Origin of the sequence: Sphingomonas sp. 10B4 (assembly GCF_035019905.1) — a bacterium.
Classification (GTDB): domain Bacteria; phylum Pseudomonadota; class Alphaproteobacteria; order Sphingomonadales; family Sphingomonadaceae; genus Sphingomonas; species Sphingomonas glacialis.
In genome coordinates, this window is the sequence record NZ_JASJVC010000010.1 from 23,848 (window position 1) to 37,139 (window position 13,292).

At 64.6% G+C, this 13,292-nt stretch carries 13 protein-coding genes; 10 read left to right on the forward strand and 3 right to left on the reverse strand.

All coding sequences use genetic code 11. From position 1 onward, the window contains the following. The first annotated feature begins 11 nt into the window (after positions 1-11). Together QN347_RS04880 and QN347_RS04885 are read left to right on the forward strand one after the other, a co-directional pair. Positions 12-284 (forward strand): DUF1488 family protein, encoded by a 273-nt coding sequence (locus QN347_RS04880; protein WP_010186626.1) that lies wholly within the window; start codon positions 12-14, stop codon positions 282-284. A gap of 228 nt (positions 285-512) precedes the next feature. After that, a complete protein-coding gene (locus QN347_RS04885; RefSeq protein WP_323493978.1) occupies positions 513-641 on the forward strand; it encodes a hypothetical protein in 129 nt (42 codons plus the stop codon). A 182-nt stretch (positions 642-823) separates the two neighbouring features. On the opposite strand, the gene QN347_RS04890 is transcribed toward QN347_RS04885, so the two are convergent. After that, positions 824-2,143, reverse strand: coding sequence for an MFS transporter (locus QN347_RS04890; RefSeq protein WP_133188395.1), 1,320 nt, complete (start codon positions 2,141-2,143; stop codon positions 824-826). Positions 2,144-2,265: 122 nt separating this feature from the next. Here QN347_RS04890 and cyoA point away from each other — a divergent pair, with 122 nt between their 5' ends. The 8 genes from cyoA to QN347_RS04930 all read left to right on the forward strand — a co-directional run bounded on the left by cyoA (position 2,266) and on the right by QN347_RS04930 (position 10,157). Next, positions 2,266-3,378: a ubiquinol oxidase subunit II gene (gene cyoA / locus QN347_RS04895; RefSeq protein WP_322163727.1), complete on the forward strand. Its 1,113-nt coding sequence runs from the start codon at positions 2,266-2,268 to the stop codon at positions 3,376-3,378. A gap of 13 nt (positions 3,379-3,391) precedes the next feature. Next, on the forward strand, positions 3,392-5,410 hold the full coding sequence (cyoB, locus tag QN347_RS04900) for a cytochrome o ubiquinol oxidase subunit I (protein ID WP_133188399.1): 2,019 nt from the start codon (positions 3,392-3,394) through the stop codon (positions 5,408-5,410). Continuing rightward, positions 5,407-6,045: a cytochrome o ubiquinol oxidase subunit III gene (gene cyoC / locus QN347_RS04905; RefSeq protein ID WP_322163726.1), complete on the forward strand. Its 639-nt coding sequence runs from the start codon at positions 5,407-5,409 to the stop codon at positions 6,043-6,045. Before cyoB ends, cyoC begins: the two co-directional genes overlap by 4 nt. Next, complete coding sequence (gene cyoD, locus QN347_RS04910; protein ID WP_133188403.1) at positions 6,042-6,461, forward strand: cytochrome o ubiquinol oxidase subunit IV; 420 nt, start codon at positions 6,042-6,044, stop codon at positions 6,459-6,461. The genes cyoC and cyoD overlap by 4 nt, the downstream gene beginning before the upstream one ends. Then, on the forward strand, positions 6,458-7,153 hold the full coding sequence (locus tag QN347_RS04915; RefSeq protein ID WP_322163725.1) for an SURF1 family protein: 696 nt from the start codon (positions 6,458-6,460) through the stop codon (positions 7,151-7,153). Before cyoD ends, QN347_RS04915 begins: the two co-directional genes overlap by 4 nt. Beyond that, complete coding sequence (locus tag QN347_RS04920; protein ID WP_133188407.1) at positions 7,150-8,433, forward strand: ATP-binding protein; 1,284 nt, start codon at positions 7,150-7,152, stop codon at positions 8,431-8,433. Before QN347_RS04915 ends, QN347_RS04920 begins: the two co-directional genes overlap by 4 nt. Continuing rightward, positions 8,430-8,972 (forward strand): response regulator transcription factor, encoded by a 543-nt coding sequence (locus tag QN347_RS04925; protein ID WP_322163724.1) that lies wholly within the window; start codon positions 8,430-8,432, stop codon positions 8,970-8,972. The genes QN347_RS04920 and QN347_RS04925 overlap by 4 nt, the downstream gene beginning before the upstream one ends. Before the next feature lie 75 nt (positions 8,973-9,047). Beyond that, positions 9,048-10,157, forward strand: coding sequence for an NADH:flavin oxidoreductase/NADH oxidase (locus QN347_RS04930; RefSeq protein ID WP_322163722.1), 1,110 nt, complete (start codon positions 9,048-9,050; stop codon positions 10,155-10,157). A gap of 58 nt (positions 10,158-10,215) precedes the next feature. On the opposite strand, the gene QN347_RS04935 is transcribed toward QN347_RS04930, so the two are convergent. Together QN347_RS04935 and QN347_RS04940 are read right to left on the reverse strand one after the other, a co-directional pair. Continuing rightward, positions 10,216-12,570, reverse strand: a complete 2,355-nt coding sequence (locus QN347_RS04935) for a putative bifunctional diguanylate cyclase/phosphodiesterase (protein WP_322163720.1) — start codon at positions 12,568-12,570, stop codon at positions 10,216-10,218. 1 nt (position 12,571) lies between these two features. Further along, positions 12,572-13,165 carry a methylamine utilization protein gene (locus tag QN347_RS04940; RefSeq protein ID WP_322163718.1) on the reverse strand — a complete coding sequence of 198 codons (594 nt, stop codon included), beginning with the start codon at positions 13,163-13,165 and terminating at the stop codon, positions 12,572-12,574. Between the last annotated feature and the right edge of the window lie 127 nt (positions 13,166-13,292).

Here is a 13,292-nt window from a genome sequence, read left to right on the forward strand (position 1 = left end):
GAGCATTCTGCATGGCCGCCGACAAGATGGATATTCTGCACTCGAGCCTGCTCGACAACGATGACGAGCGCGTCGTCGAATTCATGGGCGAAGTCGATGGCGAGGAATATCAGTTCGCGGTGCAATATGCCGTGCTCGAAGCGCTAAGCGGCGACGCACCCGAGGACGACGCCATCGAGCAGTTCAACCGGTTCGAGGATTCGATCGCCGAAGCCGGTCTCGTCGCGCTTGCGCGCAACAGCGACCAGGCGATGATCGTGATCAGCGAAAACGATCTCGAATAGCCCTTGTAGCCATGCCGGGAACGTCCCGGCATGGCGCCTCGCGAGGCGGGTCTTACATGGATAGGCCACGAAAACCGTCGTGAGATCTTCCGAATGGCACCCGCTTGCTCTTGCCTGGCTGCTCGCTCTCCCCGTGGCGGGATAAGGCCTCCCCTATCACGCCCGACGTAGCGGCCCCCAAAGGGTAAGTTGCCCGATCCTGCGCGATGGACCGCGTATCACTTGGCGTTGACGATCGGTCCCGACCATCCGCGCTTCACCGCCCGTGACGAGATCGACATCCTGGTGAAAGCTCAGGCGTCGATCCTCTACGGCCGCGACAAGACCGTCGCCACGCCAAGCGCGGGACCATGTTGATCCCCGCACGCCCTACCCAAGTCGACAGGACCCGCGTCGTGTAACGCGACTCTTCCAGCCCCCCTCCCGCTCCCCGTACCAATGCCGGCGCGGTTGGCGCGAGCCGATCGCATAAAAAAGCTCCCCCGGCATAGGCCGAGGGAGCGTCTCGAAGATCGAAGCAGAGTGTCGTGCCGTGCCGATCAGGTGCGGCTTGCCAGTTCCTTGTTGAGCCACAGCGCGAGCAAGGTCGCGAGCGAGCCCGAGAGCAGATACGCGCCGCCTGCGACCAGACCGAAGTGCGACGACAGGAACAACGCGACCAGCGGCGCGAAGCCGGCACCGACCAGCCAGGCGATGTCTGACGTAAGCGCAGCGCCGGTGTAGCGCGATTCGCCCGTGAATTCCGAAGCGACGACGCCCGACGACTGGCCGAACGAAATGCCGAGCAAGGCGAAGCCGAGCACCATGAAAATCACTTCGCCAAGCTCGCCTGCGGCCAGCAACTGCGGCGCGAACCCGGAGAATACGGCGATCGCCGCCGCCGACGCACCCAGCAAGGTACGGCGCCCGATACGATCTGCGAGATACCCCGACGCCACGATAGCGACGACGCCGATCGCTGCGCCGACGACTTCGATCGCCAGGAAGCGCTCGGGATTGCTCTTGGTGTAGAGGAAAACCCACGACAGCGGAAACACGGTGACCATGTGGAACAAGGCAAAGCTCGCCAGCGGCGCGAACGCGCCGAGTGCGATCGTCCGGCCCTGCTTGCGGACCGTCTCGAGCACCGGCGCCGGGATCAGATCACGGCTGGTGAACATGTCCTGATAGTCCGACGTGCTGACGATGCGCAGCCGGGCGAAGAGCGCGACGACATTGATCGCGAAGGCGACGAAGAACGGATAGCGCCAGCCCCAGTCGAGGAAATCGACCGACGACAGCGTCGCGGTGAAATATGCGAACAGCCCCGCCGCGACCATCAGGCCGAGCGGCGCGCCGAGCTGCGGAATCATCGCATACCAGCCGCGTTTGTCTTGCGGCGCATTGAGCGCGAGCAGCGACGACAGGCCATCCCAGCTCCCGCCGAGCGCCAGCCCCTGGCAGATCCGCAGGAAACCGAGGACGAACGCGGCATAGACGCCGATCTCGGCATGGCCTGGCAAAAAGCCGACCGCGACGGTCGATCCACCGAGCAGGAACAGCGCAATCGTCAGCTTGGTGCCGCGACCATACAGATGGTCGATCGCGAGGAAGATCATCGATCCGATCGGCCGGGCGACGAAGGCGAGTGCGAACAGGCCGAACGAATACAGCGTACCGGTAAGACGGTCGACATAGGGGAAGATCATCGTCGGAAAGACGAGCACCGAGGCGATCGCATAGACGAAGAAATCGAAGAATTCGGACGTGCGCCCGATCACCACGCCGATCGCGATCTCGCCCGAGGAGACATGCTCCTGGTTGATCCGGCTGGCATCGGCCTCGATCGCGCGCGACGTCGGGGTGTGGGTGGCTTGCATCGGTGTTCGAACTCCCGGCCATGATCGCCGTTTATGGTGTTCCTCTACGCGTGCTGCAGCGCAGCGAGGATTGGACAAAATGTCCAATGGGAGCCGCCGCCATTGAGGCTTAGCTCCGCGACATGATCCGACCTTCCTCGCCCCTTCGCCCCGCAATCGCGGGCCTCGCGCTGCTAGCGCCCGCCTTGCTCGGAGGGTGCAGCACCGTCGTGCTGTCGCCCGCGGGAGATGTTGCAAAGCAGCAGGGTGACCTGGTGGTCATCGCTACATTGTTGATGTTGATCATTATCGTGCCCGTCATGGCGCTGATCGCCTTCTTTGCTTGGCGGTATCGCCAGGCCAATACCGATGCACCGTACAGCCCCGAGTGGCATCATTCGACTGCGCTCGAACTGGTCATCTGGGCGGTGCCGCTGTTGATCATCATCTGCCTTGGCGCAGTAACCTGGACCAGCACGCATCTGCTCGATCCGTATCGTCCGATCGGCCGGATCGACGCGACCCGCCAGGTGGCGCTCAACGCCAAGCCGATCCGCGTGCAAGTCATCGCACTCGATTGGAAATGGCTGTTCATCTATCCCGATTACGGGATTGCCACGGTCAACCAGCTGGCCGCGCCGATCGATCAGCCGATCGAGTTCGACCTGACCTCGGCCGACGTGATGAACGCGTTCTACATCCCCGATCTTGCCGGCATGATCTACGCGATGCCGAGCATGACGACGAGGCTCCATGCAGTTGCCAACAAACCCGGCAACTATGCGGGTTTCTCGTCCAACTTCAGCGGCGACGGCTTCTCGTATATGAAGTTCCGCTTCCTTGCAGGATCGCAGAGCGACTTCGACGCCTGGGTCGCACGGGTCCGTGCGAGCGGCGCCATGCTCGACCGCGCGACCTATCTCAAGGTCGCCAAACCGAGCATGAACCGTGCACCAACCTTCTATTCGGGCGTCGCGCCCGGACTGTTCAACGCTGCCGCCAACAATTGCACCAAGCCTGGGCAAGTCTGCATGGACGCGATGATGCGCGCCGATGCGGGACCGCACAGTGGCGCGCATGCCGAAGGCCACGCCAAGAACGACGACGCGATGAAGATGTCGGCGATGCCGATGCCCGGTTCGGGGAAACCCGAAGTGGTAGAAGCAACCAAGATCACCGCCAAGAATTCCGCCCAAAGCACAGCGCGCCTTGCCGGCGCAGGTCTGCCGATGCCCGGCGACCGGAGGACCTTCTGACATGATGCCCCCCATGAGAGATGTACACCCAGTGGTCAGCCCGCTTCTCGGGCGTCTGACGCTCGATGCGTTGCCCCTTCACGAATTGCCCGTGCTGCTCGCCTTTGGCGGCGTCACGGTCGGCGGCCTCGCGCTGCTCGCGATCATCACCTACTTCAAGGCGTGGGGATGGCTGTGGCGCGACTGGTTCACCTCGGTGGACCACAAGAAGATCGGCATCATGTATGTCATCCTCGCGCTCGTCATGTTCCTGCGCGGCTTCTCCGACGCCCTCATGATGCGCGCGCAGCAGGCGATGGCGTTCGGCGACAACGCCGGGTACCTTCCGCCCGACCACTATAACCAGATCTTCACCGCGCACGGCGTGATCATGATCTTCTTCGTGGCGATGCCGCTGGTCGTCGGGCTGATGAACTTCGTCGTCCCGCTGCAGATCGGCGCGCGCGACGTGTCCTTCCCGTATCTCAATAATTTCAGCTTCTGGCTGACCGCGTCGGGTGCGATCATCACGATGATCTCGCTGTTCGTCGGCAACTACGCGCGCACCGGCTGGCTCGCGATGCCGCCGCTCTCGGGGATGGAGGCGAGCCCGGACGTCGGGGTCGACTACTATATCTGGGGGCTGCAGATCGCCGGTCTCGGCACCTTGCTCTCGGGCGTCAATCTGCTCGCGACCATCGTCAAGATGCGCGCGCCCGGCATGACGCTGTTCAAGATGCCGATCTTCGTGTGGACTGCGCTTTGCACCAACACGCTGATCGTCGCCGCCTTCCCGGTGCTGACCGCCGTGCTCGCGATCCTGTCGCTCGACCGTCTGCTCGGGATGCAGTTCTTCACCAATGGCCTCGGCGGCAACCCGATGATGTACGTCAACCTCATTTGGATCTGGGGCCACCCGGAGGTCTACATCCTCATCCTGCCGGCGTTCGGCATCTATTCCGAGGTCGTCGCGACTTTCTCGCAGAAGCGCCTCTTCGGCTACACGTCGATGGTCTATGCCACGATCGTCATCACGATCCTCGCCTACCTCGTCTGGCTCCACCACTTCTTCACGATGGGTTCGGGCGCGAGCGTCAACTCGTTCTTCGCGATCACCACGATGATCATCTCGATCCCGACGGGCGCGAAGATCTTCAACTGGCTGTTCACGATGTACCACGGCCGCATCCGCTATGAGCTGCCGATGATGTGGACGGTCGCCTTCATGTTGACCTTCACGATCGGCGGGATGACCGGCGTCCTGCTCGCCGTGCCGCCGGCCGACTTCGTGCTGCACAACTCGCTGTTCCTGGTGGCGCATTTCCACAACGTCATCATCGGCGGTACGCTGTTCGGCATGTTCGCGGGCATCAACTTCTGGTGGCCCAAGGCGTTCGGCTTCAAGCTCGACCGGGTATGGGGCAAGCGCTCGTTCTGGTTGTGGGTCGTCGGTTTCTGGACCGCCTTCGCACCGCTCTACGTGCTCGGCCTGATGGGCGTGACGCGTCGCTTGAGCCACTTCGACGATGCCTCGTACCAGCCCTACTTCATCGTCGCGGCGATCGGCGCGGCAATGATCGCGGGTGGCATCGGCTGCATGGCGATCCAGTTCTTCGTCAGCATCCGCGATCGCAACACCGAGCGGCTGCGCGACCTGACTGGCGATCCGTGGGATGGCCGCACGCTCGAATGGTCGACCTCGTCGCCGCCGCCAGACTACAACTTCGCGTTCACCCCGATCGTCTATGACAATGATGCCTTCTGGGACATGAAGACGCGCGGCTTCGAGCGTCCGACGGCGGGCTTCAAGGCGATCCACATGCCCAAGAACGCCGCCGCCGGCGTCATCATCGGCCTGATCAGCGTTGGCTTCGGCTTTGCAATGATCTGGTACATCTGGTGGCTGGCGATTGCTTCGCTGGTAGCGATGCTCGGCGTCTCGATCTGGCATTCGTTCAACTACAAGCGCGATTTCCACATCCCCGTGGAGGACGTGATCCGCACCGAAGACGAGCGCACGCGCCTCCTCGCAGCGCAGAAGGTTGTGGCATGAGCACCGAACTGACCCACGAACAGATCACCGGCGGCGGGAAGCCGGTGTTCTTCGACCTCGACGAGCACGATCATCCCGAGGGCGGCAGCACGATGCTGGGCTTCTGGATGTACCTGATGAGCGATTGCCTCATCTTTGCGGTGCTGTTCGCTTGCTACGGGGTGCTTGGGCACGGCTATGGCGGCGGCAAGGGCCCGAAGGAGCTGTTCGAACTCCCGCTGGTCGCGTTCAACACCGCGATGCTGCTGTTCTCGTCGCTGACGTACGGCATCGCCATGTTGACGATGGAGAAGGGCAGCGTTCGCCAGGTGCAGTTCTGGCTGGTCGTAACCGGCCTGTTCGGCCTGACCTTCCTCGGCGTCGAGATGTACGAGTTCAGCAACTTGATCGCGGAGGGCAATGGCCCGTCGCGCAGCGCGTTCCTCTCGGCCTTCTTCACGCTGGTCGGCACGCACGGCTTTCACGTCACTTGCGGCTTGATCTGGCTGACCACGCTCGTCATCCAGATCGGGACGCATGGCCTTGGCCAGGCCAATCGCCGCCGCCTGCAGTGCCTCAGCATGTTCTGGCACTTCCTCGACGTCATCTGGATCGGCGTCTTCACCATCGTCTATCTCATGGGAGTGCTCGGATGAGCGCCGATACGCACAGCGCACACGCGCCCGAATACGACGCCGGTGCCGGCGGCTACCATGACGCGCATGGCGACGACATGCCGCACGGCTCGATGCGCGATTACGTCATTGGCTTCATACTCTCGGTCATCCTGACGGCGATCCCGTTCGCGCTGGTCATGACCGGGGCACTCGATCACACATGGACCGCGATCCTGGTGCTCGGCTCCGCGCTGATCCAGGTGTTCGTCCACATGATCTACTTCCTGCACATGAAGACGAGCAACGAGGGTGGCTGGTCGTTCATCGCGCTCCTGTTCACGCTGATCGTCATCGTCATAACGCTGTCGGGATCGATCTGGGTGATGTATCACATGAACGCCAACATGATGCCGATGAGCCCCGCCATGTCGTCCGAGACAATGAGCCAGCAATGAGACGGTCCCCCGCGACGATGGCTGCGCTGCTGGTCGTCGCGGGGGTTTTGTGTGCCGGGCTGATCGGGCTCGGTATCTGGCAGATCCAGCGGCTCAGTTGGAAACTCGCGCTGATCGCATCGGTCGAACAGCGCGTCCACGCCGCCCCAATCCCCGCACCCGGCCCCGAACGTTGGGCCACGATCAGCGCGACGCAGGACGGCTATCGTCATGTCCGCGCCGCCGGTCGCTACCGCGATGACGCGACGGTGTTCGTTCAAGCGGTGACCGAACGCGGTCCCGGTTTCTGGGCGATGACCCCGCTCGTCTCCGATCGCGGCTTCACCGTTCTCATCAACCGCGGCTTCGTCGCGGATCGTCGAACGCCGGCGGGCGGCGCTGCGAGCGTTGGCGGGCTGCTGCGCCCGAGCGAGCCCGGCGGCGGCTTCTTGCGCAGCAACGACCCAGCGGCAAACCGCTGGTATTCGCGCGACGTGGCAGCGATTGCGGCTGCGCGGCGACTTGGTCCGGTTGCGCCCTATTTCATCGATGCCGAGGCAGGACCGCCGGGACGCGTGCCGGTCGGCGGGCTGACCGTCATCCGCTTTTCGAACAATCATCTCGTCTACGCGCTCACCTGGTTCGCGCTCGCGCTTATGGTTGCCGGTGCGGCAGCGATGCTCGTGCGCAGCCAGCGGCGCGACGCTGCATGAGCGCCCCGCTCCCGCCGCTCGATACGACCGGGCGCGACAATCTGCGGCAATTGATCAATTTGCGCTGGCTCGCGGTCGGTGGCCAGTTCGCGACGATCCTGGTTGCGCAATTCCTCATGGGTCTGACGCTGCCGCTGGCGCCGATGTTGCTGGTCGTCGGCGGGCTGGTCCTGCTCAATGTCGTCAGCATCACGCAACTGCCGCGCCGCGTCGCAATCTCGAATGGCGAACTCTTCGCCAGCCTGTTGCTCGACGTCGGCGCGCTTACCGCCCTGCTCTATCAAAGCGGCGGCGCAACCAACCCGTTCATCGCGCTGTATCTCGTCCAAATCGTGCTCGGCGCGATCCTGCTCGAGGCGTGGTCGAGTTGGGCGCTGGTCGCGGTGACGATCGCCGCCTTCGCCTTGCTCGCCGAGGTGCATATGCCGCTGCTCTTGCCGCAGCGCTTCTCCTACGACTGGAGCGATCTGTATGTGCTCGGTTCGCTGATCTGCTTCGTGCTGATCGCGGTGCTGATCGTCGGCTTCGTCACGCGGATCAACCGAAACCTGCGGATGCGCGACGCGCGGCTCGCGACGATGCGCCAGCAGGCTGCCGAGGAGGATCATATCGTCCGCATGGGGCTGCTCGCGACCGGCGCGGCGCATGAGCTCGGGACGCCGCTCGCCTCGCTCTCGGTGATCGTCAACGATTGGGGTCATTCCCCGGCGTTGCGTGCACAGCCGGGCCTCGCCGAGGAAATCGAGGACATGCGCGTCGCGCTGACGCGCTGCAAGACGATCGTCACCGGCATCCTGATGGCGGCGGGTGAAGCGCGCGGCGAGCATCCGACGATCACCAGCGTCCATCGCTTCTGCGACGAAGTCGTCGCCGAATGGCGCGTACAGAATTCGGACGACGCGATCGTCTTCCGCAACCGCTTCGGCAACGATCGTGCGATCGTCGCCGATACCGCGGTCAAGCAGATGATCTGGAATTTGCTCGACAATGCCAAGGAAGCGTCGGGCCAGCCGATCACGCTCGAGGTCGCGCGCGACGGGCCGTCGCTGCTGTTCGCGGTGAGCGATACCGGCCCGGGCTTCGCGCCCGAGATGCTCGCCAATATCGGCAAGCCGTATCACTCGACGCGCGATCGGCTCGGCAGCGGGCTGGGGCTGTTCCTCGTCGTCAACGCAATGCGCAAGCTCGGCGGGTCGGTCGAAGCGCGCAATCGCCCGAGTGGCGGCGCGGTCGTCACGTTGACCTTGCCGCTCTCGGCACTGGAGTGGGATGGCGTATGAGCGAGAAGCATCTGTTGATCGTCGAGGACGATGGCGCGTTCGCCCGCACGCTGCGCCGCTCGTTCGAGCGCCGCGGCTATGTCGTCGAGGTCGCTGCCGACCAGGGAGCCGTGACGAGCGCGCTTGCCGAGCGTACGCCCGATTTTGCGGTGGTCGATCTCAAGCTCGGCGCGACCTCGGGGTTGGCGTGCGTCCAGGCGATCCACGCGCATGACGCGACGACGCGGATCGTCGTGCTGACGGGCTATGCGAGCATTGCGACCGCGGTCGAGGCGATCAAGCTCGGCGCGACCAACTATCTCGCCAAGCCGTCGAACACCGACGATATCGAGGCGGCGTTCGGCCAGACCGACGGCGCGGCGGCGGGCAACGTCGACACGCCGCTGACCAACCGCCCGACCTCGATCAAGACGCTCGAGTGGGAACATATCCACCAGACGCTCGCGGCGAACGATTTCAACATTTCCGAGACGGCGCGCCAGCTCGGAATGCACCGCCGCACCCTCGCGCGGAAGCTCGAGAAGCAGACCGTCAAATAACCTTGCCCATTGTGGGCGGCGTGCGGCCAAACGCGCATCCGTGCGTTGCAGCGATCGTCTTACCCGGAGTGTGTCATGCCAGGCCCAAAACTGTTCGAGCCGATCGCCATCGGCGGTCTCGCGCTGCGCAATCGCATCGTGATCGCCCCGATGTGCCAATATTCCGCAGTCGATGGTGCGATGACCGATTGGCACCTGATCCATCTCGGCCAGCTGGCGCTCTCGGGCGCTGGCCTGCTGACGATCGAGGCCAGCGCGGTGCTGCCCGAGGGGCGGATCAGCTATGGCGATGTCGGGCTGTGGAATGACGCGACCGAGGCCGCGCTTGCGGGCGTCATCGCCAGCGTCCGGCGGCATTCCGACATGCCGATCGCGATTCAGCTGTCGCATGCCGGCCGCAAGGCATCGACCGACCTGCCGTGGCACGGCGGCAAGCAAATCGCGCCATCGGCGCAGAATGGCTGGCAGACCGAAGCGCCGTCGGCCGCCGCCTTCGCGGAGGGCGAGAACCCCCCGCTCGCACTCGATCGTGACGGCCTTGCCCGGATTCGCGATGCCTTTGCCGCATCCGCCACGCGCGCGGCGCGGCTCGGGATCGATTTGATCCAGCTCCACGCGGCGCACGGCTATCTGCTTCACCAATTCCTCTCGCCGCTGTCGAACCACCGCGATGACGACTATGGTGGCAGCCTCGAGAACCGGCTGCGCTTTCCGCTCGAAGTGTTCGATGCGGTGCGGGCGGCCTTCCCCGCCGACAAGCCCGTCACGATGCGCGTCTCTGGGACCGACTGGGTCGAGGGTGGTTGGGGCGTGGATGGCACGATCGCCTTCGCACGGGCGCTCGAGGCGCGCGGGTGCGCGGCGATCCACGTGTCGAGCGGTGGGCTCGATCCGCGCCAGGCGATCCCGGTCGGCCCCAACTATCAGGTCCCGCTCGCGCGTGCGGTCAAGCAGGCGGTGACGATCCCCGTCGTCGCGGTCGGTCTCATCACCGAGTTCGAACAGGCCGAGGCGATCATCGGCACAGGCGATGCCGACATGATCGCGCTGGCGCGGACGATCCTGTACGATCCGCGCTGGCCGTGGCATGCCGCGGCGCATCTCGGCGCGCGCGTCGCCGCGCCAAACCAATATCTGCGGTCGCAACCGCGCCAGCACAGCCGCTTGTTCGACCTACTGGAGTGATCGGGCGCAGGCGTCGCCGGCCTGCCCCCGACCTTTAATCGTACGTGGCGGCTGGCCGTCAGGCCGCCGCGCTCATCGCGCTGCCAATCATCGCCGCGACCATATTGCCTTCGATCGGGCGGCTGAACAGATACCCCTGAATGCTGCTGCACCCCTGCCCGCGCAGCTCGCTCAGTTGGTCGCGGTCCTCGACACCCTCGGCGGTCGTCTCCATGTGGAGCGCGGTCGCCAAGTCGACGATCGCGCGGACGATCGCCGCGGCGCTGCGGTCCTCGGCGACCGCGTCGACGAAACTCTTGTCGATCTTGATCTTGTCGAACGGGAAACTGCGCAGATAGCTGAGCGACGAATAGCCGGTCCCGAAATCGTCGAGCGCGATCCGCACGCCCATCGCGCGCAATTTGTGGAGCAGCGTGACGACGGTCGTCTCGCCATCGAGAAACACCGACTCGGTGATCTCGATCTCGAGCCGGTCGGGGGAGAGCCCGCTATGGCTCAACGCCTGGAAGATGACGTTCGGGAAGCCCGAATTGCGAAATTGCAGCGGCGAGACATTGACCGCGACGCGGACATGCGCCGGCCAGGCGGTCGCTTGACGACACGCCTCCTGCATCACCCAATCGCCGATCGCGATGATCAGGCCGGTCTCCTCGGCAACTGAAATGAAGTCGATCGGCGGGACGTTGCCGCGCGTCGGATGCTCCCAGCGCAACAACGCCTCGAAACCGCCGATCCGATCGCGCTTGAGATCGAAGATCGGCTGGAAGTTGAGCCGGAACTGGCCGCTCTGGATCGCTTCGCGCAAGTCGAGTTCTAGCGCACGCCGCTTGCGCGCTGCGGCATCGAGCGCGGGCTCGAAGAAGCGGAATACCCCGCGGCCGTCCTGCTTGGCACGATACAGCGCGAGGTCGGCATTCTTAAGCAGCGCATCGCTGTCGGCGCCGTCGTTCGGGCTGATCGCGATGCCGATGCTGGCCCCGGTAGCGATCTGATGCCCATCGACGAGCAACGGGCTGCGCATCTCATCGAGGATCGCCTGCGCCAAAGCGCGCGGGCGATCGACATCGTCATGATCGGCGAGGATGATCGCGAACTCGTCGCCGCCAAGCCGTGCGACGACTGCATCGCTGGCGATACGCGAGAGGATGTCGCCCATCTGGCGGAGCAAAGCGTCGCCGATCGGATGGCCGAGCGAATCGTTGATCCCCTTGAACCCGTCGAGATCGAGGCACAGCAAGGTCGTGCGCTGTCCGCGTTTGAGCGAACGCTGCAATTCGGACTCGAGCTGCTGGCAGAAATAGGTGCGGTTTGGCAGGCTGGTCAGCGTGTCGTGGAACGCGAGATGCGTGATGCGATGCTCGCGCTCGACGATACCCGCCGACATCCGGTTGAAGCTCTGCGCGAGCCGCCCGACCTCGTCGTCGCTCTCGACCAGCAGTTCGGTGCGCGTGCCTTCCTCGAGCGCGCGCGCGGCCGCATCGAGCGCTGCGATCGGACGGGCGATCCCGTTCGCCAAGCGGCGGCTGCCGAGCAGGACGAGCAGCAGCCCCATCACGCCGGCGAGCGCAATACCGATCTCCATCGTGCGATACGCCGCCATCGCCGCTGCCCACGGATAGCTCAGCAACAGGACCGCGCTCGGCTTGCCCGCCGGCCCGAGCAACGGTTTGGCGAGCGCCAGCGCATCGCCATCGGGCAGGGCCAGAAACGCCGGCTCGCTGCGCCCGCCGATTGCGGTCGCGACGAATGCGTCGAGCGCCCGCGACACGGCAACGTCGCTCGATACGCCGTGCCACGATCCCTTCTCATCGCGTGTCAGGATCGTCGCGGCGAGCGGGATGGCGGACAGATGCTGCAACGCCGCCATCTCGGCGCGATCGAGCGGAAGCGCGAACGTGACCCAACCGATTTCATTCGGGGCGAGGACCGGTGCGACGATGAGCCGGAATGCGCCAGTTCGCGTGGCGATGACCGCCTCGGTCCGGACGCGCGCGAGGGTGGTCGGCACGCTCGCGATCGCACGCCGTACGTCGCCCGAGCCAGTACCGAAAACTTGCCCCTGAAGATCTACGAAGAATGCCTGCGGCACGTCGGCGCGCGTGCGCAACGACGCGAGGGCAGACTCGATCGTCGGCCGATCGCCGCTCGCAACCGCCGAGCGGAAGCCGAAATCGCGCGTCAACACCGACGCGCTGTCCATAAGCGCGTGCGCGCGCATCGCCCAAATACGATCGTAGACGCTGCCGCTGGTCCGCAACTCGGCGCGGACCGCGTCGCGGGCCTGGCCCCAGATCACGAGCTGCCCGACGATTGCGACAACGAGCAGGCTGGCTGCGAACAGCACGCCATATTGCACCGCGAGCCGCGTGCGCAGATGCCGGAAGCGCCACCGCGGCAGGGCCCGTACGGTCATCTCAGCGCCCGCGAATGGTGTAGGTGGTGGTGTACCCGGTCGCAGTCACCGTGGCCGATTGAGCCAGCATATTGTCGGGCGCGCGGATTGATGGATGCCACACGCGGATCGTAGCGCCCCCAACCGGGACGTCCGCGATCGTCGCATGCCCTTTCGCATCCGATTGCACCGCATAAGGCGTTTCGACGACGATGATCGACCCGTTCATCGCATCGTGGATGTTACAGCCGAGGGCGACGACTCCGGGCTTGTCGAAGACGACAGAGCGAGTCTCGTCCTTGCCGTACAGCTTCAAGTCGAACTTGCGCGCCTTCGAGAAGGAATAGACGTGGTGGCGCACCTTGTCGCGATTGGGAAAGCTGACCGTCGCCCCGACCGGCACGATCAGCACGTGCGGGACGAACGCGATATTCTGCTGCGCCATCTCGTACGGACCGCCCGGCTTCATCGCGCCGGCCGGTTTGCGGGGGGTATCGACAAGCACCACCGCACCGGCGAGCGGTTTGCCATCGGCGCCGATCACGTCGACCGAAACGGTCGCGGCGAAGGCCGGAAACGAACATGCGAGCGCCGCGGCCGCTCCGGTGAATCGCATAACATGGATTAACATCAAACCCGGCTAAGCCGGAAAGGTGGCGAAAACGTAAAATTCGCATTTACGGAACCCTAAGGGTCTTTCCGTAGGCAGCAGGCGGCGCCTGCACTTCAGCCGGCGCGGGTGG

Bases quoted from the DNA above. Each gene is read 5' to 3' on its own strand.
- QN347_RS04935 (WP_322163720.1), bottom strand. From the start codon at position 12,570: ATGACCGTACGGGCCCTGCCGCGGTGGCGCTTCCGGCATCTGCGCACG.
- QN347_RS04890 (WP_133188395.1), bottom strand. From the start codon at position 2,143: ATGCAAGCCACCCACACCCCGACGTCGCGCGCGATCGAGGCCGATGCC.
- cyoB (WP_133188399.1), top strand. From the start codon at position 3,392: ATGAGAGATGTACACCCAGTGGTCAGCCCGCTTCTCGGGCGTCTGACG.
- QN347_RS04920 (WP_133188407.1), top strand. From the start codon at position 7,150: ATGAGCGCCCCGCTCCCGCCGCTCGATACGACCGGGCGCGACAATCTG.
- cyoA (WP_322163727.1), top strand. From the start codon at position 2,266: ATGATCCGACCTTCCTCGCCCCTTCGCCCCGCAATCGCGGGCCTCGCG.
- QN347_RS04940 (WP_322163718.1), bottom strand. From the start codon at position 13,165: ATGCGATTCACCGGAGCGGCCGCGGCGCTCGCATGTTCGTTTCCGGCC.
- QN347_RS04880 (WP_010186626.1), top strand. From the start codon at position 12: ATGGCCGCCGACAAGATGGATATTCTGCACTCGAGCCTGCTCGACAAC.
- QN347_RS04925 (WP_322163724.1), top strand. From the start codon at position 8,430: ATGAGCGAGAAGCATCTGTTGATCGTCGAGGACGATGGCGCGTTCGCC.
- QN347_RS04915 (WP_322163725.1), top strand. From the start codon at position 6,458: ATGAGACGGTCCCCCGCGACGATGGCTGCGCTGCTGGTCGTCGCGGGG.
- QN347_RS04930 (WP_322163722.1), top strand. From the start codon at position 9,048: ATGCCAGGCCCAAAACTGTTCGAGCCGATCGCCATCGGCGGTCTCGCG.
- cyoD (WP_133188403.1), top strand. From the start codon at position 6,042: ATGAGCGCCGATACGCACAGCGCACACGCGCCCGAATACGACGCCGGT.
- cyoC (WP_322163726.1), top strand. From the start codon at position 5,407: ATGAGCACCGAACTGACCCACGAACAGATCACCGGCGGCGGGAAGCCG.